A 22380-nucleotide genomic window follows, 5' to 3' on the forward strand; every position below is an offset into this window, starting at 1 on the left:
ACTCGGTTACGAGATAAATATAAGCATCTACGCAACCAGCATTTCACTATTTAGACTGAGTTGTTTTAACGAGTTTAGAAACGTCGTAGCCATAGCTTTTTGCGGTTTGCAGATAAGACTGATATGTCGCCTCATCAAGTTGAGGGCTACGAGAAAGAATCCATAAATATTTATGGCTTGGGCCACCCACTAAAGCGACCTGATAATTTGGGTCAACTCTTAAAACCCAGTAATCGCCTTTTGTAAAAGGAATCCATCGGAGGCCAGAAGGTAAAAAGCTCACCTTCAATTTACTGTTGCCTTCATTTTGCGGATAAGCAACGCCTTCTGATGAGATCATTTCGCCTTTTTTAGTCGTACAACTATTTAAAACACCAACGGTTTTGTCTGCGTTAATAGAATAGTTTGCAGTTGTATTGGCTACACAATTACGCTGAAAAAACATAGGTAAATGCGCAATTTCATACCACTTACCTGCATATTTATTAATATCGATAGAATCAACAGCGACAGGTTTAGTATTGGTGTCGGCAAAGGTGCTCAAAGGAAGCATTAAGCTAACCGCTGCAAGGCTACTGCTGATGACAAGTGATTTAAATAATAATTTCATGATTGCCCTCTTCTGTTTATTTCATACGTTTAAACATACTTCAGAGGGCTGTGAACAAAGTGTGAATTTTAAAAATTAAGCAACATTAATAAGGATTTAATTGTATTTCTTTAGAGCATCGGCAACTGGAAAATCAAGCTCAAAGCACACACCCTCAACCGTGTTATAAACTCGATAGCGGCCATCATGTAGATCCATAATTGAAGCAACAATCGATAGGCCTAATCCACCTGTTTGATTCTCATCACTTCGACTTGAGTGGCATTGGTAAAATCTTTCAAAAAGATGCTCAAGTTGATGTTCAGCAATTGAAATACCACCCGTTACCACAGTTAGGCTGACCCATTGCTTATGCTCAATCATCTTATGTTTTGTTGCGATATAAATAGTTCGCTTGTCACCACCGTGAACCAACGCATTTAAAATCAGGTTATAAACGGCTCTTTGAAAAAGCTCAGGATCTGCAAATAACGTTTGAGCTTCTAAGTTAAAACTAAAATGACAGTCTTGTTCCTCGGCCTGATATTCAAAAATCTGGCATAACCCATCAATAACATCTTGGATATTTATTTCTTGTTTATTTACAAGCACCATTTTCTGATCGGCTCTTGCCAAGAAAAGCATGCTATCAATCATGCGTTTTAATCTGTGGTAATCATCTAAATGAGAAACCAGTAAATCTTCATATTGTTCAACCGAACGTTCGCCAGTTAAAGCAATCTCGGTTTGCCCAATCAGATTATTTAAAGGTGTGCGGAACTCATGTGCAATATCTTCAGAAAATCGGTTGAGCTGGGTATAGCCCTTTTCAATACGCTCAAGCATATGGTTTATATCTTTTGAAAGTAGATCAACTTCTAAAGGTGAATTTAGGAGGTTTAACCGTTTCTGTAGCTGATTTACGTTAATAGAATGAGTTTGCTTGCGAAGCTGTTGCAGCGACCGTAAACCAAAATGACACGCTAAAATACAAAGCACAAAGATTGCAAGCGCGCCCCCGACCACATACATCAACAAACTTTCTTGAAAAGGTAAAAGAATATTGATGCGTTCCGACCACTGTTTACCTGCAATGAGCACATAAGGCTCGTTATTAATTTTTATGGTTTTCCAAGCAATGCGTGTTGGATATGAGTTGTTAACTAAATCTTGAAATTGAAGACTGTTGCGCTGTGCAAGTTCAGGCAGTTGAATGTGGAGCGGATTGATATTAATTAAAGTTTTGTCTTTATGGATGAGCAGAAACAAGTTGTCTTGGTTGCCGAGCATGTTTTGATACAGCTTAGGACGCGCAATAATTTGCTCTACATTTTCGCTATCTTGCAGCAAAATTTCCAAACGGTTAATTCGCTCTGCTAAAGCTTTATCTTGTTGCTTCAATAAAATTTGGTTAATGCCTAAATAGGTCATAAAGCCGACGGAACATAAAATTAAGGCAGAACAAAGCGTGACCAGTAATGTAATACGGACTTCGAGAGAACGCAGAAATTTAAAGTTCATAAGCTAACCGAAATTTTATAGCCCAAGCCACGTATGGTATGAATGAGTTTTAATTCATATCCTTCATCAATTTTGCTTCGTAAACGGCGTACAGCGACATCAATAAAGTTGGTATCAGTGTCAAAGTTAATATTCCAAACTTCGGAACCAATTTGTCTGCGTGTCACAATTTGCTCTTTGTTGAGCAATAGATAGCGCAACAAATTAAATTCGGTTTTACTCAGCTCAATTAAGTTGCCACTACGCCAAACTTTATGGCTAACCACATCCATTTTTAAATCGCTAATAGATAGCTCATTTTCTTGCAGATATTGCTGTCGTCTTAACAGACTTTTAATACGTGCCAACAGTTCAATATAGGAAAAAGGTTTAGCCAAGTAATCATCTGCACCCAACTCTAACCCTTTAACTCTATCTATGACCTGATCTTTTGCCGTTAAAAAAATCACCGGAATTTTTGAAAACTGGCGTAGGACCTGTAATACGCTCCAGCCGTCTATGTCCGGCAACATGACGTCAAGAATAAGCAAGTCATATTGATCTCTCTTTAGCATTTCCAAACCTTGCAGCCCTAAGTGAACACACTCCGCTTGATATCCAGACTCTTTTAATCCTTTGACCAAATAAGTGGCGATCTTGATCTCGTCTTCAATAATAAGGATACGCATTTTGTAGAGACTCATTTGAGAGATGACAACTTTGTAATGTGATTGTCATGCTTGAAATTAAGCAATTTGTTTAAGATTTTCAAAGCGACATAGAGGCAATCATTATGAAAAAATTGAACTGGCTGATGTTAGCAGCCGTGCTATTTGGTAATAGTACTTTTGCACAGCCCCCTGCTTTGAATCAAGTTTATTCGTTAGATCTCAAAACTGCCCACCTGTTAGCCGACAGTGCGAAAGAGGCATGCAAAAAATTAAATCAAAATATTGCGGTTGTTGTTGTAGATCGCGGCGGTAATCCATTAACTGCCGAACGGCATGAGTTGGTTGGCCCGCATAATTTAATGGCTGCAGAGAAAAAAGCCTATACCGCGTTATCTACCAAAACATCGACCTTGGTTTTAAGCCAAAACAGTAACCAAAACCCCGATGCAAAAAATTTAACCACTGTAGCAAATTTACTTTTGTTAGGCGGCGGAGTACCTGTTCGTTTTGAGAACCAAGTGATCGGCGCGATTGGCGTTGCGGGTGCTGGCGGCGCACAAAATGACAATCAATGCGCAAACAAAGCCATTGAAACCGTTTTTCATTCATAAGGAGTTCACCATGACTAAATCATTTATTGCTTTATCTTCTTTATTTATTGCTTCGGCTACATTTGCACAAACTAATCCGCTAAGTGTGCATGTGTTAAATCTAGAAACGGGTTTACCCTCTTCTCAGGTTGAAGTCGTTTTAGAGAAAAACACCAATAACCAGTGGGTTAAACTCAACCAGCAAGTGACAGATTCAAATGGTCGTATTACTGCGCTCTATCCAGAAAATAAAAAACTAGAGCAAGGTATTTATAAAGTTACTTTTAAAACAGAAGACTGGTTTAAAAAGAACAAACAACAAACTTTTTTTGCCGAGGTTCCTGTAATTTTTAAAGTCGATGGAAGCGTAAATCACTACCATATTCCTTTATTACTCAGCCCTTACGGTTATTCAACCTATAGAGGCAACTAAAAATAAAACCCCTTTATCTGTTGTACACAAATAAAGGGGTTGATTAAAAACGATGCGTTTTACGAACAAACACCATTGCTAATAACCGATTTCTTGTTTGAATCTAGCGCCACAATTGAAGAAGAAACCGTATTAATAATTTGGGTCATTGCTTCACTTGAAGCATTCACAATACCTTCCATCTTTTTAGCTTTCTGATCAATCGGCTGCTTAAAAGCAATTCGACAATTGAGCTGAGATCCTGCATTCGTGATGACTTTTGCATTATTTGACTCTAATTGAGTGGGCGGTATTTGACGCTTCACCACCCAAGATACCGCAATATTAATATAGCTTTTATCTACAATATCAAAATGAGAAAAGTCTGTAGAAACTCGATATAAAGGTTGGTTGTTTCCAGCTAGCCCACTGCTATAACTGTCAATTGCCCCTAATTTTTGCTGCAAACCCGCCGACAAGGTATCGCGTAATTGCGTACCCATGGTCGATGTCCAGCGTTCATTATTTAACAGCGTAGACTTACCACTACTGTCTTGGAGCACCAAAGGCGCACGGTCCAATCGGTCTGGAATCCCGACGGGTAAAACCTCAATCACCTGCACAGTTGATTTTGTAGCCGCAGTAATTTTAGGGGACATTGTATAATAATTTGGCGTTGGCGAACTCGAACATGCCGTCATGGCAACTGCCGTTAAAAACAGGCCGCTCCCAAGCAGCCATTTGGCTGCTTTAGGATGTTGAAAAGATAGAGTGTTTTTATTTTTCATCATCGGTCTCTGGTGTTTTACCACGAATAATTGATTCAGGATGTTGCTCAATATAGTCTGCCATTAACTGTAATGAAGCAGCTGCACGTGTCATTTGCTGCAATGCTTTACGTACGTCTTGTTGTAACGGCGCATCGCTCGACAAAATAGACTCTGACGATCTTACAGTTTTACGAACATCGTCTAAGGTTGCTTGTAAACCAGGTGCAACTTTTCCATCTAACTGTTTAACCAATTTATCGGTAGACTCAATGGCTGTGTTCATATTGTTGAGCGTTTTACGTACATCTTGCCCAATCTCAACTAACGGGAATTTAGTTAACTTATCAGCAATCTGAGAAACTTGTGCTTGTAAGCCACTCAGTTCAGTTGGTGTAGTTGGAATCACCACACGATCATCACTCAAAATTTGTAATGTGGCTGGTTTAGCTTTAGGGAACTTATCTAGGGCAATATAGTTTTGACCCGTGAGAAGGTTGCCTGTTCTCATTTGAGCACGCCAACCATGTTCAACAAAATCTTTGAAAATATTGCTGTTTGGATTGAGTGCCTGTCCATTCTCAACGCGTGACGGATAGATGACCGCCTCAACACGCATACGAATCTGCTTATAGTTGTTATAAAACTCTGCATTAATCGATTTAACATTACCAATTTCAATGCCCATGAAATCAATTGGCGCGCCAACAGACAGTCCACGTAATGAATGATCAAAGTACATAATCACACCACGAGGTTGCCCGTCAGGTTCTTTTAATGCCTCAGATTTCGAGTCCCACAGATTAAAGCGACTATGATTTGCCGCTGTAGTAGCACGCGAGCTTTCAGGAATTCCAAAAGCAATACCGCCCGCGACAATACTTGCCAGCGATTGAGTATCTAAACTAAATCCTGAAGCATTCAAGCTCACATCAATACCACTCGCCTGCCAAAAACGTGCATCTGTGGTGACAAACTTGTCATACGGTGCACGGATAAAAGTTTGCAACTCTACAGTTTTACCATCATTTGACAATTTATAGGCTGTAATTTGGCCCACATTAATTCGACGATAATAAATTGGGGAACCGACATCTAAAGACCCCAAGTCATCTGCATTTAAGAAAAATTCTTTACCCGGCACATCGGAAGTAATCACTGGCGGTATTTCCAAGCCAGTAAATTCGAGTTTTTTCTCTTCCGACTTACCACCATCCACTTCAATATATGAACCTGACAATAAGGTGTCTATTCCTGAAACCCCACTCGTCCCAATCCGTGGTCGCACAACCCAAAACCGTGAATCTTTTGCGGCAAAGTTACTCGCATCTTTACGCAAATCAATTCTGGCAATCACGTGTGAACGGTCTTCTGAAAGATCAATCTGGCGTACTACACCAATATCCACCTGTTTATAACGGACCGTTGTTTTACCCGCGACCAATCCCTCAGCCGTCCTAAAAGACACGTCAATAGTAGGGCCGTGAGACAAGAGCGCTTTTATCGCTAATGAAAGCGCGATTAAAAGAGCAACCAATGGAATGAGCCAAATTAAAAGAGGCTTCCACCGACTTTTCTTTTCTTGGGGTTCTGGCAAATCATTCACGCTATCCAGTTCAACATCCGGATCACGACGATCTGAGTTACCATGGGTTATTTCATTTTCAGACATACTCATTGTTCTTTTATTGACTGGGATTAATGGAATCATTATTCAACGGCGGGTGTTCTGCCTGAATAATTTTGGTTTTGTTTGAGGCAAAGGAAGAAGGCTTATTTGTATTTTGAGATGCGTAGAAGTTATCCCAAATAAGTCGTGGATCAAAACTTAAAGATGCAAACATGGTTAACACTACAACTGCACCAAAAGCGATCGAACCCGGCCCTGCTAAAATCGTAGCAAGTGATTGAATCTGAATGAGTGCTGTTAAAAGTGCCACCACAAATACGTCAATCATTGACCAACGGCCAATAAACTCGACAACTCGATATAATTTAACGCATTGCTCGGGTAAAAACTTCCAAGCTGCCGATTGTTGAAGATATACCGCCACCAATAAAAAATACAAAATCAGTAGCTTTAACATTGGAATAAAAATACTGGCCATGAAAATGACCGCTGAAACCAGATAGTCTCCACTTTGCCAAAAGTAAATGACCCCACTCATGATGGTATCTTGCTGGCTACCCAACAGTGAGTCAGTCACCGTCATTGGAAGTACATTGGCGGGAATATAGAGAATGGTCGCAGCCACCACTAAAGCAAAAGTTCGATTTAAACTCGCTGGTTTACGTAAATGCAGCACGCTATTACAACGAATACAACGTAATACCTGATGGCTTTGGTTGAGTCGTCTCTTGTCATTTTGAGCAGAATTTACAACCCCACAACAGTGACACACAATTAATGAGAGATCTTTGGCTCTTGGATATTGCTTAAGCATTGACCCTTGCTGCGAGCTTTGTGTTTGGGTCACATTTTTTATCGTTTTCATGGCAGTGACCTATCAATTTCGTTCCATATATCACTCACCTTTATGGAAGTAATATAGACCAACAATACACTTAAAATCGCAAATGCCCATAACGCAATCTCAGGAATGACCAACACCATTCCCATTAACTTCACAAGCGTGACCAAGATTCCAATTAAGAACACCTCAACCATTCCCCACACTCTCATAAAATAAAGTGTACGTAAGGCAAATACTAAAAATGTGGGTCTTTTCTTCAATACGCTTACTGTGCCCAACACATAGGAGAGTAATAAAAGATAGGAAAGTGGCACAATAAAAGTGGTGATTAAAATAAGAATGCCAACAAAAGCCCGATCATAATGAAACATTACCCAGACCGCACCAAGTAAAGTGGTTTCAGAGATGTTGCCCTGCAATTCAATTTTTACAATAGGAAAGCTATTGGCAATAATAAATACGATCAACGCCGTTAAGATTAATGCCAACAGTGTCGAAAAAGGTTTGGTGTGCCGATAGAGTTCAGCACCGCAGCATAAGCAATAAGCTCTTTTCCCATAAGCAAGCGGGGTTCTACGATAGACAGTATCGCATTCCTCACAACCTGCTAATTCTTTAAGCTTCATAGTTATACTCTGAGATTTATAGTTTTAACTGTGTCACACAAAACTCTTTTTATTACTAAGGTAAATTAAAATATAAATCAATCGAAAAACTATCCAAGTCATCATAAATTTTGAGATGAAAATTACCATGTACTGTTCAATATATTATTGAAACTGCTGAATAATCTGTACAAATTCTGTGGTCAAATTAAAATAGAACCTAAAAGTCAAAGGCTTAAGCTGAGATAGTACAGTTTTATGACCAACATATCTTAGATCGGCATGTGACAGCACGAAACCATCAAAAATTTAGCATTTCTGAACAGTACGGCATGTGAGTCATTGGGAAACCAGTACGAAAGAATAGCGTATTAGTTATACACGCGGACAGAGATTTACTTAAAAGTATGAGCGGTCATAGAGTAGTTAAATTTTTTTGATAACCATAACCCTCTCTTTTTAATATGATAATTTTAATTAAGATATAAAATAAAAATATTAATCACTTTTATATTCAAATATACATTCCATTTAAGAACGGCAATTTCAAATCTTATATTTTTCTTTAAAAATAAATGTCATTATAAAGATTAATTTAAATATATTAAAAATTAATTTATGCGACACAATTATCAAAAAACTAATTTTAAGTAGATTATTTTTTAATTTATATAAAAATTAAGACCAGCCTAGCAATTAAAAATTAATTATTTAAATATCAATATATTAAAAACTTATTTTCAAAATTAGATATAAGCAATACACTTTAATCTCATAAAATATTCTTTATATTATTGTAAATAAATTTCACCTTTCATTAAAAAATTAATAGTTGATTTAAACACTCAGAATTACCACCAAACCTTAGATCACAAGCATTTTAAACTCATTAATTCTTATAATTAAACTTAAGAAAACCACCAAACTTAAAGGTTTGCTTAAGTAATTTTCATATTGTATTTTAAAAATGAAAAATAAATAAATTTATATATTAAAGATAGATCTAATAATAAAAGTGAGATCAAAATGATTGAATGGTTACAAGGTGTTTTAAAGCACAGCCCCGAAATATTATTGTTCTTATCACTCGCAATAGGCTTCTGGATTGGACAATTCCAGTTTGGAAAGTTTCAGTTTGGCGGAGTCGCAGGCTCCTTACTCGTCGCAGTTGTTTTAAGTCTTATTGGCGTACCTGTCGATAACGGCGTTAAAGCAATTTTATTTGCTCTCTTCATTTACGCAGTCGGCTTTGAAAGTGGTCCACAGTTTTTTAAATCACTGGGTCCACAGTCCATAAAAGAAATTTTATTAGCAGTATTCATGGCAGTGTGTGGTTTAGTCACTGTTTTAGTAATGGCTAAAATTTTTCATCTCGATAAAGGCTTGGCTGCGGGTCTCGCTGCGGGCGGCATGACTCAATCAGCGATTATTGGGACTGCGGGAGATGCAATTTCTAGACTCGATCTCCCACTCGCAGAAATTCAAAGACTTCAGGCAAATGTCGCGATTGGCTATGCGGTCACTTATATTTTCGGTTCATTGGGAGCAATTATTGTCTGTGTGAATATCTTGCCTAAATTTATGGGTAAAGAAATTCATGACGATGCTTTAAAAGCTCAGAGTGAACGACTCAAAGGTGCTTTTGAACTCGCACCAGGCCAAGAACTGGCAATGCCCGAAATTGTTGGCCGTATTTATAAAGTTAAACAAGCCAATGGGCAAACTATTGCGGAAATTGAAGCAAAAGAGCCGAGTATTACGATTGAACGGTTAAAACGTAAAGATCAGTTTATTGATGTCGCTCCCGAGCTAACTTTACAAACTGACGACGTCATTTTACTGGTTGGTCGCCGTGCCAATGTAGTTTCAGTTGCCGAGCAAATCGGTAGCGAATTACAGTCATCGCAAGGTATGGAAATGATTATGGATACCAGCGATGTCATCCTAAGAAATTCCAAATATCTCAACCGTACCTTAGGAGACATTAAGGCCAATACGCCTGCGTATTTAAAGCACGGTATTTATGTACTTGCAATTAAGCGTAACGATGAGACACAACCTTTAAGTGACGATACTGTTTTACGCCAAGGCGATGTGGTCACTGTATACGGAACAAAAAGCGACCTCGACCGCTTGGTGAAAGAAGCAGGTAAAGCCCTACCTGAAAGTTTAAAAACGGACTGGATTTTCCATGGTGCAGGCCTTGTGGTCGGTTTGGTGATTGGTCTTTTTGTGATTCGTTTAGGTGATGTGCCATTAACACTTGGTGCTGGTGGCGGTGCTTTACTATCAGGTCTTCTGTTTGGTTGGATTCGAAGTCGAAATCAAGTACATGGCAATATGCCTTTAGCGGCTTCACAGCTTCTTAAAGATTTGGGACTTGCAGGCTTCGTTGCTGCTGTCGGCTTACAATCAGGTTTGCAAGCAATTCAAACCATTAAAGAAAGTGGTCTTTCACTCTTTATGATTGGAGTTGTGGTAACACTGGTTCCCCTCCTACTTTCCATGCTCTTTGCTCGTTATGTTCTGCGTTATGACAACGTTGCAGTAATGGCAGGTGCACTATCTGGTTCACGCAGTGCAAACCCTGCATTTGGTGCAATTTTAGACAAAGCAGGAAACTCGATTCCGACCGTTCCATTTGCAATTACCTATGCCTTGGCAAATGTGTTCTTAACCTTGCTCGGACCACTGATTGTAGGCTTGGCCTGATTTTATACATTGAATTAGAAATTTTATTCATCTCACTATAATTAAGGAGACGTCCCATGGGGAAAGTCGATTATTCTAAATACGCAAAACTCAGCCCATTTGAACTAAAAGATAATTTAATAGAATTAGCTCAAAGCAGAACTGACCGAATGATGCTAAATGCTGGGCGTGGTAATCCAAACTTTCTTGCGACTATCCCACGTAGAGCGTTCTTTCAACTGGGTTTGTTTTCTGCGACCGAATCCGAATTTTCATTTTCCTATATGCCGGAAGGTCTAGGTGGCTTCCCGCGCCCCGTTGGACTCCAGTCACGTTTTGATAACTTCATTTTGGAAAACCGTGACAAACCCGGTGTAGTCTTTTTAGGTAAAGCCGTGTCTTATGTGCGCGACCAGTTAGGCTTAGACCCAGATCTTTTTTTACTTGAAATGGTTGAAGGGATTTTAGGCTGTAACTATCCAGTACCAGACCGAATGCTTCGAGTGAGTGAAACAATTATTAAAGAGTACGTCTTAAGAGAAATGGGCGTACAAGGCATGCAAAAAAGAGACTTAGATTTGTTTGCGGTCGAAGGCGGAACAGCCGCAATGGCCTATATTTTTAACTCATTAAAAGAAAATAAAATTATAAAAAATGGTGACCGCATTGCCATTGGTAGCCCTATTTTCACGCCATATCTTGAGATTCCAAAACTCAATGACTACCAACTTGAAGAAGTATTAATTGCGGCAGACCCTAAACTCGATTGGCAATATCCAGAATCGGAGCTTAGAAAGTTAGAAGATCCGTCTATTAAAGCTTTCTTTTTAGTCAACCCAAGTAACCCACCATCGGTGAAAATGAGTGATGAAGGACTTGCGATTTTGGCCGATATCGTCAAAAAACGCCCTGATCTGATCATTTTGACCGATGACGTTTACGGTACGTTTGCCGATAACTTCAAATCACTATTTGCAATCTGCCCAGATAATACGATTCTGGTTTACTCGTTCTCTAAATACTTTGGTGCGACTGGTTGGCGACTTGGTGTCATTGCACTTTCAAATAACAATGTGCTTGATAAACAAATTGCGAACTTATCGAAAAAAGAGAAGAAAGAGCTTGAAGAACGCTATTCATCTTTAACTACCGACCCAGCAAGTATTAAGTTTATTGACCGCTTAGTTGCAGACAGCCGAAATGTTGCTTTGAACCATACCGCTGGTCTATCTACCCCACAGCAAGTTCAAATGGTTTTATTTGCCTTGTTTAATATGATGGACTCACGCCAGAGCTATAAAAAAGCGGTTAAATCTGTTGTTCGTGAACGCGATGCAGCACTTTATAGACAGCTTGGTGTCGAGGTTCCAACAGATCCAAATGCTGTTGATTATTACACGCTAGTCAACCTTGAAAACACATCACGTACTCTCTATGGAGATGAGTTTGCTGATTGGGTCATGAAAAATAAAAATCCGACCGAGCTATTGTTTAGAGTTGCCGATGAAACAGGTGTAGTTTTATTACCGGGTTCTGGCTTCGGTGTGCAGCACCCTTCTGCCCGTGCATCTTTAGCTAACTTGAATGAATACCAATATGCTGCAATTGGTGACTCTTTAAGACGCTTTGCAGATGAAGCTTATGCAGAGTATTTAAAAACTAAAAAAGGCAAATAAACACCTATATAAAGTGAGGCTCTAGCAGCCTCACTTTTTTCTTTCTGTTCTTTAATTTGCTATTTCAGTTTTTCAATTTAACAGGTTCAATTTAAGCATTTATCTGTAAAAAGTAAGTCAGCAACTGATCAGGCTCTTCATTTTGGCTTGAACCTAAAAGCCCAAAAATCGCACCATCAATCATAAATACAAAAATATCAGACTCTTCATATGTGGCTCTTTTTTTAGATTCTCGCAGAACCCAGAAAATTTCATTTTTAAGCCATCGCCTATAGCGAATTGCGGTTTGATATGCATTTGGATAAAGCTGTTTAATTTCAAAAATCGCTTTAAACAACAGGTAATACGCACCTTTTAAGTCCGCATGTAAAAGGTAAATTTGTCTAAGCGTAAGAGACAAATCTGGATATTGACGAGATTCACTTACCGCTCTCACTTTTTCTTTTAAGTGTTCTTTTTGAACCAACAAACACATTTCAATTAATCTTTCTTTGGAGTGAAAGTAATTGTAAAAAGTGGCTTTTGTCATCTTGGCCTCACTAACAATTCGGTCTACCCCGACCTTGTTAAAGCCGTATTGTTTAAATAAATCTGCTGCTGTATAAAGCGCTCGAGTTGCTCTAAATGAAACTTCTAAATTTTTCATGTATACCGCTTAAAATAATTTTTTGTTGTATATAAAAGAGATAGAAATGCCACCACTCTTAAAATGAGTGCTAAATACAGGCATGCAAAAGCCCCACAATAATAGTGTGCTCGCCTATCTCTGGTTTATTGTTGCTATGTTTTAGTCGTAACGATTCTTAAGGTGTAGAAACCTAGAGCCGATTCAGCCGTTTTAAAGACTGTCTAAGCGATATGGATAGAAAGAATTTGGCAAAGGTTGCCAATGAGAGAAAATTAATAGTACGCATAACGGCGGACTCCTTTTGATTTAGAAGAGTCTTACCAATTACTGCTAAATAATGGTGGCAAGACTAGAAGGGTTAGCAGACTGGTACAAAAGGAAACCAGCACACCCGAAGGTGTCCCTCCTAGCCTCACCATAAAGGCGTGACTTAAGAGAACGCACAAAAATCAAAACAGCATTGTTGTGCGCCTTTTGTAGACGGTCTGCTAAAACCGACTGGCAATGTAGGCCAGCAGGCAAAGGATAGTGCCCAACCCTATTTCAGTCAAGCACACAAAATGACATCTGTTTTAAAATAGATCATTAAAAAGTAAGGATAAATAATTAAAATCTATTGTTAAATTGAGTTTATAAAACAGATATTTTCTAGTTCGCTTAAAGCTGTAGATAAACAACTAAGTTTTAAAACGATTTTATCTTCGGTCAATATATTCCATATAGCCCCTTCCTACTAATGGCTGATCATAGAACTCACCTTGCCATGCATAAGAAGAAACGAAACCAGCAGCCAATCCAAAACAATATGGAGTGTCTACATGTGCTGAAATATCTAGAACCTTTTGATTGTTGTGATAAGCAGCCCAGCGAAAAGTATTTGGTAAACTCATTGGAAAACCATCAGGTGTAATCTGTGGTTCTTCTTGAAGACTGGTTACTTCAAAAAGTATATCGCCGTTGTATTGGATTGATGTTCCATCAATATGACGATAGTAAACAGAAGTCAAAATGGGTTGGTCTTCATAGCAAATAAAAGCCAGTAATAACTGCTGTTCATTGTCAATATTAATAACTTGATAGCTAAAGACTTTTACAGGGAGTTGAATATTCTCAACTAACCATTTGTTTTTGAGCATTGAGGTCGCTACAGCTTTCCAAGACTCAAGCGTACAAAGCCCTTGAACAGTCTCACTATTGCCTTTTTGTTTAATGTAGCCTTCATAATGCATCAAGACACTAAAATGCTTATAAAAAGCACTATAGGCAAACCATGAAATAGCTTTGGTAGCCTTTAAATGAAGTTCTAGTTCTAAATCTTCTCTTTTAGTAATTAATATAAATTCATCACCATCCTCATGCATGACACTTTGATTGTCAAAATTAATAGCGAAAGGAGTTTGGTTAAACTTGATATCATTTTTGATTGAAAATGTTCTGTAGGCCTCAGGCGTTGTAGATAATGCTGTTCCATGTACCAAAGAAGCTGTATCCCCTTTTCCATCTTTAGACATTTGATAGTTGGTATCTGTAATCGTAAATCCAACATAACCTAATACCGAAGCCCAAGATAAATATCGAAATGGTTCAGGTAAGTCAGGAATCATGACCCCGTAATGTGTACTACTAAAGCGCTTATAAAGAGTATGAGGACTGAGTTCAAACTCTTTTGGCAATGTTGCTTGTCGCTCTGATGTAACAGCTCCCAACAATGAGCCTGAAAGTTTGGCAACCTTTTGATTGGCTCTGTCTTTAAAACTTTTTGGTAATCTATCGCTTGAGATTAACATTTTTAAGATCCTTTATTTTTATCTACTTAAAAAATGAAGTTCCATATTAGAACTTGATTATTTGCAATTGAATGTTAATAAAGGACATCTTGATCTAAGCAAATGCACTAAAACAAAAAAGCCAACTCTTTCGAATTAGCCCTAATTACCTCACGACCACGTCTGTGAAAATTGCTTTTGATTTTATTGTTCGCAACAATCTTCATCATTTTTGTTATGAGTCTAAATTAGCCTTTCTTTATGACATTTCGATTAAAAAAACATCCAAAATCTCTCCTAAACAAACTTCATACATAAAATATGTGTTTTGGAGAACTAAATCACAATTTACAGAGCTGTAAATTTTAAAGGCATATTCCGCTAAACGACTAAGTCTATTATGCTTAAGTCATCTAATTGTTAAGTATGTATGATGGAACAGCAAACTTTATTACAAGAACTGAACTCACTCATTGAATACTACTCAAAAAGAACCGATTGCCCGCCTACTCGAATACGCATCGGCTATAGGGCTTATGCAAAATTGATGCAGTGTCCGCCTTTCGCGGATGAAGTGATGAACTCAGCCCTAGATCCAAATAAGCGAAAATATAAAAAGTTAAAAATTAAAATTACAAAAGATGATAATCAATTGGAACTGGAATAGGTTTATAAGAACCAGAAATTTCATATTCTATTTAAAGACAAAAAGCCCATGAACTGAGCTTTTATCTTTCACACCAAACCAAACAAATTTTAAAACTCGACTTGTACCGTGACCGTGTCTTGATAAGTTCCCGCAGGGATCGTGTCTGCATTTTCATCAACAATTTTTGTGGTAAACACATAGCTCTGCTGCGTCACTCCGTTATGTACACCGGGGTTAAGAGTCGCATTTAAACTCGACCAACGCTCGTTACCACTTCCCCATCGATCATTCGATGAGTTCTTGAAAATATCGTATTTTAAAAATGTATTACCAGTTTGCGACTTCATAGCTCGTTGGTCGCCATTTTGAGGGGAAAGTCCATTATTTAAACTGACATAGTATGGGGTATTTACCGAGCAACGGATTCCCATAGAAGACTGGACAGGTTCAAGCTTGGAAGCAAACGCTGCTGTACCAAAGTTTACGTCTTGAGCTAAAATTCGACAGTCCGGAAGTACAGTAATTGACAGTGAACCAAGCGAGTCTGTTCCAGTTCCCCAGTTAAAACCGATACCCAATACCCCGCGTTTAAATCCTGGGCTTTCAAAGAATATACCGATTCCGGCAATAGCAACCCCTGGTACCGAATAGAACCATTTTACTTTTAACGGTGAATCAGCCTGATAAACACCAGGTGATACGCTTTGCCCAGCCGGAAGGCGTATATAAAAAGGCAAATTACCATCTGGCCCGCTAAAAAGATTGACCAGTGTAAAGCTACTCATGTCTTTTTCTTGGCCTAAGCTAATGATTTCATTGTTACTATCTAAAATAACAGCATTGAGCTTTTCTCCGGTTTGAGCGTTGGTAAACGAATTCGACATTTGTTCAACTCGATATTTTAGATATGTCATGTTTGCTAAAGCCAGACTAAAACCCGTACATGACAAACCAGAATTAAACTGTGAAGAATTCTCACCGTTTTCCATTAGGTAAATAGACGGAACCGAAATAGTAGATGAACCGGAAGCACTCACACTACATGCAGCATGAGCCAAATTTCCAGCCAACATCAGTCCAGAAAACATACATAAATGGCTGAGTAATTTTTTTGTTTTTATTTTCATGGTAAAGATACCTCATGACACGTAACAGGCTTAACCACCACAATCTGTTGCTTGGCTTGCTCTACATCTACAGAAAAATCTGCCTTACATACGCTCTGATCCGAACGTTGAACAGTTACGGTATTGTTCGCTTTTAAATTTTCTAAATAGACAATGCCATCCATTCCCACATAAGATGACTCTTGGTCAGCTCTATGCACGACTGAACCAACAGGCATCGGTTTGCCGTCTGCTTGAGTTAAATAAACGTTAGCAGAAATAGACTGATGAACTGGGAACTTAATCACAACACCCGAGCCGCGTTTAGCAGCAATACGTTGTTCAACTTGCGTGATTGTAAAGTTTGAAGGTAAATCGATTGGGTCGACGCTGTATTTACCCGAATAATAAGGCGTCACCGATGGCACAAAAATATGGCCTTTTTTATTACTACGACCAATTAAACTGTTTTCGTATCTAACCAAAACATCTGGTACTTGGTTGGTATCGACCAATGCAAAAGAATCGCCTAAACGGTTTGAAGCAAATATCTCACCCCCCATATAAATAAGTGAACCAGATAGACCAAACCAATAGTTATAGTCATGGTTTCCAGACATACCAAAGTCGGTATTGATATAACCATTGCGGTAATTGACACGTGCCTGATTTAAATCTTCACTATTTTCATTAAAGCGTCGGGTCAAGTCGACACCCACACCGCCCTCAGACGGCACAGAACGGTTGAAATTAACATAACCCGTATCGCCCTCTTTATTAAATGCATAACCCGAGTTCACAGTCGCGTTTCGTTGGAACAGTGGTATCGAAAGCTGAAATGCAGCACTCCACTCTTTTTCGATAAAGTCACGGTTGGCACTTAAGGAAACGGTCACACCATTCATATAAGTCGGTAAAACAGGTGCCCATGACAAGTTTAAGAAGCGGTTTTTAAAGTCATTCGCCTTAGTATTAATATAACCGACGCCAAATGTGCCTGAGTTTTTGGTCGCAAAGTAAGTATTGGCCGTTAAGCTTTTATTGCTATTGACCGAAATTAAATTGCTATATTGCAGCCGTGAAAGATCGGTATATTCATCATCGCGCTGGTTATGGTTAATACTAAAACCAAACCGATTACGGTTATAGCTGTACCCGACCGTATATTGATTACCCTCTAAATCTTTAGCTCGATCTTCAGACATAGACTTATCGGCCTTACTTTGGCTAAAAGAAGCACTCAGCACACCTAAGTTTGCAAGCTTGAGTACAGACCCTGCACCCAATAACTGTAAGTCTGAAGAAAGTTCTGTACGACCTTCTACGGTAAACCAGTCATTGACCCCATAACGGGCATCGGCTGCACTTGCAAATTTTCCATAAGAAAAGTTCTTAAGTCCGTAGTCTTCACGGATTTTCCCTAAAGACAATGAGTAATCAAATAAGCCGGGCTTGAGCAAAGTATTAGAAATATAAAATGGGACCGCTGTTGTAACCTGACGCCCGACTGCATCGGTCGTGACCACAACAGCTTCCCCTTTACCATTAATAAAAGGAACATTGTTTAAAATAAATGGTCCAGACTGTACCTCTGTTGAACTGGTCTTTTGACCATTAATAATTAAATCGACTGTACTTGGCAACGCGGCTTGCCCAATAAACTGTGGCAATGGATAGGTAATTAAATCGGGTCGAGTTGAATAATTTCTCTGTACCTGAAAACCACCTAGACGGACAGAGCTTCCCCAAGTCGTTTTACTACCGGTAATAATGTCACCTAGTACAAAAGATGTAGCGTTATTTTGGTTATCAAATTGCCAAGATGTGTCATAACGACGATAGCCATCATTGTCTAAAGACTCGGCGTTACCTTCATTTTTATATTGATTTTTGACATAGACACCAGAGTTTTTAATAACCCCTAACGGAGAGAAAAAACGCTGCTCAGTAAATAAACTACTGGTTGAAACACCTTGATAGGGTCTATAAGTATAAAAATCATAGTTATTGAGCAGCCCTATACCAGACTGAGCAACGACAGGCTTATACCATGAGTCTTTACCTAAAACTTGAGTCGGCATCCAAGCAGGTGGAAAGTTAAGCTTAAAATATTGGTTTGATGATTGATATTCATAGCTTACATCTTTCAACTTATCTAAAGATATCCAGTCACTTGCATCACCACTAAACCCCAAAGTTAAGATATCTTGATTGGTTAAAGCAGTCTCGTTGTTTGTCAGTAGCTCCTGAGGAATTTGAATTTCTAACTCATCGATCAGCTTGTTTTTTTGTATGAAGTACTCATCATTTTTAACGATGACAGGCACAACCTGCTGAACTGAATATTGGTTTACAACCAAGTCTAGATATAGCTTAAACAATTGATTAATTTCGTTAATATCTTTTGGTGGTGGAGGCAAATCGCCAGCAACAGCAACATTTGGAATATTTAAGCATCCACCCGACAACAAAATTAGCAAAATACTTTTGCATAAATTATTATGCCGAAGGATCATGTTGGATCCTCCATTTTGGTGATTTCGATTAACTCTTGTTTTATGCCAGAGCTATCAACACCATAAATTTTAGAAGTTTTTAACAATTCATTTGCAGTCGACTTATCAATAGCAAACTTCACGGTACTATTCGATAAAACATAGCCAAAAGCAGCTTTCCCTAAAGAAATATCATTGCCAGTTTTTGAAGTTTTAAGTGCCGAAAGACGCGCAAATTTCTGTCCATTATTTTTTAAATATAGCTCAGACTGGCCTTTCTCATTGTTGCGGACGGACCACTGTAAAACGGGTTTGGCTAAAGGATTTTTTGTATTTGCTTTTTGGCTCTCTTCAGTTAAACCACTACCAATACCTTTTCCATAGGCAAATAACGGAATTGAGTAACGCATTTGGAAACTCACTTTAGAAGCGTCTTGCTCGTTTCCATCGGAAAGGCGAATCGGTAACTCATCTACAATCAACCGATATGACTGTTCTTTGCCATCTGGCAAATTGGCGCTTTTGGTTAAACGAAGCATATGCTTCTCACCTGCTTTAATTTTAGCTACAGGCGGGCTTGGTATAATTTCGGATTGCTCATTATAGTTATCTTTTAAGCCATCTTGATTCCATTTAAACACCCGAATTTGCACCATCGCATCGGTCTTGCCGGTATTTTGAAGCCAAACCGCTGTTGCTTTTTCATTGGCTTCAATTTTTGGATAAATAGGCCAAATTAAAAAAGTTGCTTGCGCCATCACAGGTGTAACAAGTGATAATGTACTTGCAAATAAAAAAGATTTTAAAATGCCATTTTTAATAAATGCAGAATTGTTCATACAAATCACCATGTAATCATTATTGAAACAGTATCTTTATAAATTCCAGCAGTATGTGGTTCATTATTATTTTCTAAATCAACGACACCATATATTTCAAAATTTGCCAGACGGTTTGTAGGTGTTGTGGCAGGCAATAAATATTTATTACCGACAACATATTCAGTAGACAAACTGCTAGAGTTATATAACTTATAAGGCAAATAATTCGAAGATGAACCATTTTTCATACGTCTTATATTATTCTGTAGATTTTCACCACCATCTATAGAAATACTAACAGGCAAGCTTTCAGTACAACGAATATTCCAAGATTCTTTGCTATTTATAATGTTAGAAACGACTTTATCTTTTGATAAAGCTGAATACTGACCAAAATCCATTTTCTGTTCGATATTATCTATTGAGCATCCATTTTCAATTTTAGCCTGAACTTTAAAACTAGAATTTAATTGAGGATCTACCGCATATACAAATGGACTTACAGATAGCAATAATATTGCTTTAAAATAAAAATATTTCATTTTCTTAAAACTCAATTGTAATTGGTACTATATCTCTATACTCACCCTTAGATATACGACCACCATCGTGTATGGCTTGAGCAAAAATATCGATATTCTTTTTAGTATTCATATCATTAAGAATAAAAGCATCATTCGCTCTAATCACTTGTCTATCTAAACCATAGAGCAAGTTATAAGCAACAAAATCTCTACCATTACTTAATGCATGATAATAATTTTGTGAAAAAGAAGCAGGAACTTTACTATCATTATTTCCAGAACCAAATATTATTTTTACAGTAGAAATACCAGCACACTGTATCTGTAAACCAGAGTTTCCATTATTCATCAAACTTGCGTCGATCACCCCATTAAAACCAGTTGAGGTTTCACCAAAATCAACAGTTCCGAAATTTAAATTTGTCGCATTATTTTCAACAACTTTATTATTAATAGAACAAGAAGGTAATAATTCAATTTGATTTGTTAACTTAGCTCCAATTTCACCCGCATTTAATGAAGAAATTAAAAAATAAGAAATTATAAATATAGAACCGCGATTAAATATCATCTCCCCTCCATTTAAAACAGGTTCACTCGCTTTTAAGTAAACCTGCCACTCAATCAATTATTTCTTTTTATATTTAGAAATTTACAGTAACTAATAGAGTATCTTTATAATCACCTTGAGCTTTTGCTGTGCCAGTGTTTGGAGCAATTGCACCGAAAATTGGTACCGCTGTAGCTTGGCCACTCACTGTAGTGAACTGTTGTGGCTGGTTTACAACATAAAGGTTTGTACGAGCAGCATCGCGGTAAACGTTATATGCAACTACATCAGCAGAAGCAGTATTTTTTAAAGTACGGTCTGTACGTTCACCACCATCAATTGCAACTGTAAAATCAACAGGATCCGTGCCGTCACAAGTCACAGAAATATTACCGCCTGTTGCTGCTGAAGCGACTTCAGCTGTTAATACGTTGTTCCAAGTACCAGAAGTTTTACCAAAATCTAAAGTACCAAACTTGTTCATATTCCCTTCAGTTTGACTACCACCTACAGTACAGCCTGTTGAGATATTTAATTTAACGTCAACCTGTCCAGTAACAGCCGCTTGAATATTTACCGCATAACCAGCAACTATTAATGCTGCAAGAAGTGATTTCTGAATGTTTTTCATATTCATAACCTACATATATAATGATTAGTTTTGTAGAACAAAATGAATCAAACTCAATAAATAAAATATGTCCAATTTGTTTTATATATAAAACAAACTACCTTTTACTATTGTGTGATTCTTTTCACAATTTAATAACAATTATTTAACTTGTATACACACATTACAAAAAGACTATGTTTACTTATTTAAAATTCTTTTTTTACCAGTAAAAAAAACACCTAACTAAATACCCACCCCTACTTTAAAAAAAAGTCTAAAAAATAGAGAAAATAAATATCATCCATCAAATAAAAACTAGTCAATATTTATTCAAATACAATAATTTATAGATTTAATAAAATCATAAGAAACTCATTATTATTTAAATAGGTCACACGACCTATTTTAACTATTACTTAAGAGATAAGAATAAGTCATTCGACCTATTTTTTAATTTTAGATTAGGTCATATGACCGATATTAAAAAATTATAGGTCACATGACCTATAATTAGTTTAATAGAATTTAAATATTTTATTTATATTTTTCTAATTTCATGGTTTAGAATGCCTTTTTTTAAATAGTACTTACAGGCTGGATAATGATCAAAATTGATACCTTTGATACTATGCAAATAAAGAAGTCCTTTACCACACTAAAAGGACAAGAAAGAGTAAAGCAAATCTTAAAAAATGCTGAGATAGTTTTTCTTACCAAAGGTTATTCTGGTTTTAGTATGCGAGGAGTTGCAGCTCAATCGAATATTAGTTTAAGTACCTTACAGCATTATTTTCAAAATAAAGATAGTTTATTAAAAGCTTTACTCGATAAATTAATTTTCGACTACATACAGCGTATAGAAATTTTAATCAACTTAAATGCAAATGAGCCACCCTTGCATCGGTTTATGAATATTATCGCTAATATAATATATGAAATAGAACAACCGGTCATTACGCATACATTTAAAGAGGTGTTTTCTATTTCAGATCACTTACCCTATGTATATGATTCTTTATCAATGATACAAAAGTATAATTTTGAACTTATATATAAAATTATACTCCCTATTCACAATAAAATCTCATCAGAAGAATACAAAGAAAGAGCCATAATTATAATTACACAGCTCAACGGTTATTTAGTTCAACATTCAAACAAAAATACAGATGAATGCTATAAACAATTTCTAAGAAATATACTTTTAAAAAATATATCAAGATTAGTTAGTGAACCATAAAATTAAAAACATA

General features: G+C 37.4%; 21 protein-coding genes. 6 read left to right on the top strand and 15 right to left on the bottom strand.

The features are described from left to right. Positions 1-46: 46 nt before the first annotated feature. From ACTJJG_RS02275 to ACTJJG_RS02285, 3 genes are all read right to left on the bottom strand, one after another. Positions 47-610 (bottom strand): lipocalin family protein, encoded by a 564-nt coding sequence (locus tag ACTJJG_RS02275; protein ID WP_000770558.1) that lies wholly within the window; start codon positions 608-610, stop codon positions 47-49. Between the two features lie 96 nt (positions 611-706). Next, positions 707-2110 (bottom strand): heavy metal sensor histidine kinase, encoded by a 1404-nt coding sequence (locus ACTJJG_RS02280; protein ID WP_032055565.1) that lies wholly within the window; start codon positions 2108-2110, stop codon positions 707-709. Then, positions 2107-2778, bottom strand: a complete 672-nt coding sequence (locus tag ACTJJG_RS02285) for a heavy metal response regulator transcription factor (RefSeq protein ID WP_002055638.1) — start codon at positions 2776-2778, stop codon at positions 2107-2109. The genes ACTJJG_RS02280 and ACTJJG_RS02285 overlap by 4 nt, the downstream gene beginning before the upstream one ends. Before the next feature lie 125 nt (positions 2779-2903). Between ACTJJG_RS02285 and ACTJJG_RS02290 the strand changes: the two genes are divergently transcribed. Then, complete coding sequence (locus ACTJJG_RS02290) at positions 2904-3371, top strand: GlcG/HbpS family heme-binding protein (protein WP_080776771.1); 468 nt, start codon at positions 2904-2906, stop codon at positions 3369-3371. Between the two features lie 10 nt (positions 3372-3381). Beyond that, positions 3382-3783: a hydroxyisourate hydrolase gene (gene uraH / locus ACTJJG_RS02295; RefSeq protein WP_000167346.1), complete on the top strand. Its 402-nt coding sequence runs from the start codon at positions 3382-3384 to the stop codon at positions 3781-3783. Between the two features lie 59 nt (positions 3784-3842). Here uraH and ACTJJG_RS02300 read toward each other — a convergent pair whose 3' ends face one another. From ACTJJG_RS02300 to ACTJJG_RS02315, 4 genes are read right to left on the bottom strand one after another with little or no spacing between them, the layout of a single operon-like run. Beyond that, positions 3843-4550 carry a PqiC family protein gene (locus tag ACTJJG_RS02300; protein ID WP_032055557.1) on the bottom strand — a complete coding sequence of 236 codons (708 nt, stop codon included), beginning with the start codon at positions 4548-4550 and terminating at the stop codon, positions 3843-3845. Beyond that, positions 4540-6207: a PqiB family protein gene (locus tag ACTJJG_RS02305; protein WP_372552744.1), complete on the bottom strand. Its 1668-nt coding sequence runs from the start codon at positions 6205-6207 to the stop codon at positions 4540-4542. The genes ACTJJG_RS02300 and ACTJJG_RS02305 overlap by 11 nt, the downstream gene beginning before the upstream one ends. A 7-nt stretch (positions 6208-6214) precedes the next feature. Beyond that, the gene (locus ACTJJG_RS02310; protein WP_372552745.1) at positions 6215-7024 is read right to left on the bottom strand and encodes a paraquat-inducible protein A; all 810 of its coding nucleotides are present in this window, start codon (positions 7022-7024) and stop codon (positions 6215-6217) included. Beyond that, a complete protein-coding gene (locus tag ACTJJG_RS02315) occupies positions 7021-7629 on the bottom strand; it encodes a paraquat-inducible protein A (protein ID WP_032005371.1) in 609 nt (202 codons plus the stop codon). The genes ACTJJG_RS02310 and ACTJJG_RS02315 overlap by 4 nt, the downstream gene beginning before the upstream one ends. Positions 7630-8634: 1005 nt before the next feature. Here ACTJJG_RS02315 and aspT point away from each other — a divergent pair. Both aspT and ACTJJG_RS02325 read left to right on the top strand, forming a co-directional pair. After that, positions 8635-10320: an aspartate-alanine antiporter gene (gene aspT / locus ACTJJG_RS02320; protein ID WP_005068377.1), complete on the top strand. Its 1686-nt coding sequence runs from the start codon at positions 8635-8637 to the stop codon at positions 10318-10320. Between the two features lie 56 nt (positions 10321-10376). Beyond that, the gene (locus tag ACTJJG_RS02325) at positions 10377-11975 is read left to right on the top strand and encodes a bifunctional aspartate transaminase/aspartate 4-decarboxylase (RefSeq protein WP_005073522.1); all 1599 of its coding nucleotides are present in this window, start codon (positions 10377-10379) and stop codon (positions 11973-11975) included. A 91-nt stretch (positions 11976-12066) separates the two neighbouring features. Here the strand turns inward: ACTJJG_RS02325 and ACTJJG_RS02330 are convergent, their stop codons facing one another. Beyond that, positions 12067-12621: a TetR/AcrR family transcriptional regulator gene (locus tag ACTJJG_RS02330; RefSeq protein WP_372552746.1), complete on the bottom strand. Its 555-nt coding sequence runs from the start codon at positions 12619-12621 to the stop codon at positions 12067-12069. Positions 12622-13298: 677 nt separating this feature from the next. Further along, positions 13299-14390: a DUF6670 family protein gene (locus tag ACTJJG_RS02335; RefSeq protein WP_440608910.1), complete on the bottom strand. Its 1092-nt coding sequence runs from the start codon at positions 14388-14390 to the stop codon at positions 13299-13301. 412 nt (positions 14391-14802) lie between these two features. On the opposite strand from ACTJJG_RS02335, the gene ACTJJG_RS02340 reads away from it, so the two are divergent. Further along, positions 14803-15036: a hypothetical protein gene (locus tag ACTJJG_RS02340; protein ID WP_016806139.1), complete on the top strand. Its 234-nt coding sequence runs from the start codon at positions 14803-14805 to the stop codon at positions 15034-15036. Between the two features lie 89 nt (positions 15037-15125). Here ACTJJG_RS02340 and csuE read toward each other — a convergent pair whose 3' ends face one another. The 6 genes from csuE to csuAB all read right to left on the bottom strand — a co-directional run bounded on the left by csuE (position 15126) and on the right by csuAB (position 21145). Beyond that, on the bottom strand, positions 15126-16145 hold the full coding sequence (csuE, locus tag ACTJJG_RS02345) for a Csu fimbrial tip adhesin CsuE (protein WP_017402994.1): 1020 nt from the start codon (positions 16143-16145) through the stop codon (positions 15126-15128). After that, positions 16142-18640, bottom strand: coding sequence for a Csu fimbrial usher CsuD (csuD, locus tag ACTJJG_RS02350; RefSeq protein ID WP_032055544.1), 2499 nt, complete (start codon positions 18638-18640; stop codon positions 16142-16144). Before csuD ends, csuE begins: the two co-directional genes overlap by 4 nt. Beyond that, positions 18637-19470 (bottom strand): Csu fimbrial biogenesis chaperone CsuC, encoded by an 834-nt coding sequence (gene csuC / locus ACTJJG_RS02355; RefSeq protein ID WP_155394906.1) that lies wholly within the window; start codon positions 19468-19470, stop codon positions 18637-18639. The genes csuD and csuC overlap by 4 nt, the downstream gene beginning before the upstream one ends. Beyond that, positions 19464-19982: a Csu type fimbrial protein gene (locus tag ACTJJG_RS02360; protein ID WP_032055540.1), complete on the bottom strand. Its 519-nt coding sequence runs from the start codon at positions 19980-19982 to the stop codon at positions 19464-19466. The genes csuC and ACTJJG_RS02360 overlap by 7 nt, the downstream gene beginning before the upstream one ends. Before the next feature lie 4 nt (positions 19983-19986). Beyond that, on the bottom strand, positions 19987-20535 hold the full coding sequence (locus ACTJJG_RS02365) for a spore coat protein U domain-containing protein (protein ID WP_032055539.1): 549 nt from the start codon (positions 20533-20535) through the stop codon (positions 19987-19989). A gap of 73 nt (positions 20536-20608) precedes the next feature. Beyond that, the gene (gene csuAB, locus ACTJJG_RS02370) at positions 20609-21145 is read right to left on the bottom strand and encodes a Csu fimbrial major subunit CsuAB (protein ID WP_032055537.1); all 537 of its coding nucleotides are present in this window, start codon (positions 21143-21145) and stop codon (positions 20609-20611) included. Positions 21146-21728: 583 nt separating this feature from the next. Here csuAB and ACTJJG_RS02375 point away from each other — a divergent pair. Beyond that, positions 21729-22367: a TetR/AcrR family transcriptional regulator gene (locus tag ACTJJG_RS02375; protein ID WP_032055536.1), complete on the top strand. Its 639-nt coding sequence runs from the start codon at positions 21729-21731 to the stop codon at positions 22365-22367. Positions 22368-22380: the final 13 nt, after the last annotated feature.

The sequence above is a fragment of the Acinetobacter sp. 22512 genome, from assembly GCF_052044755.1.
GTDB classification, from domain to species: Bacteria; Pseudomonadota; Gammaproteobacteria; order Pseudomonadales; family Moraxellaceae; genus Acinetobacter; species Acinetobacter pittii.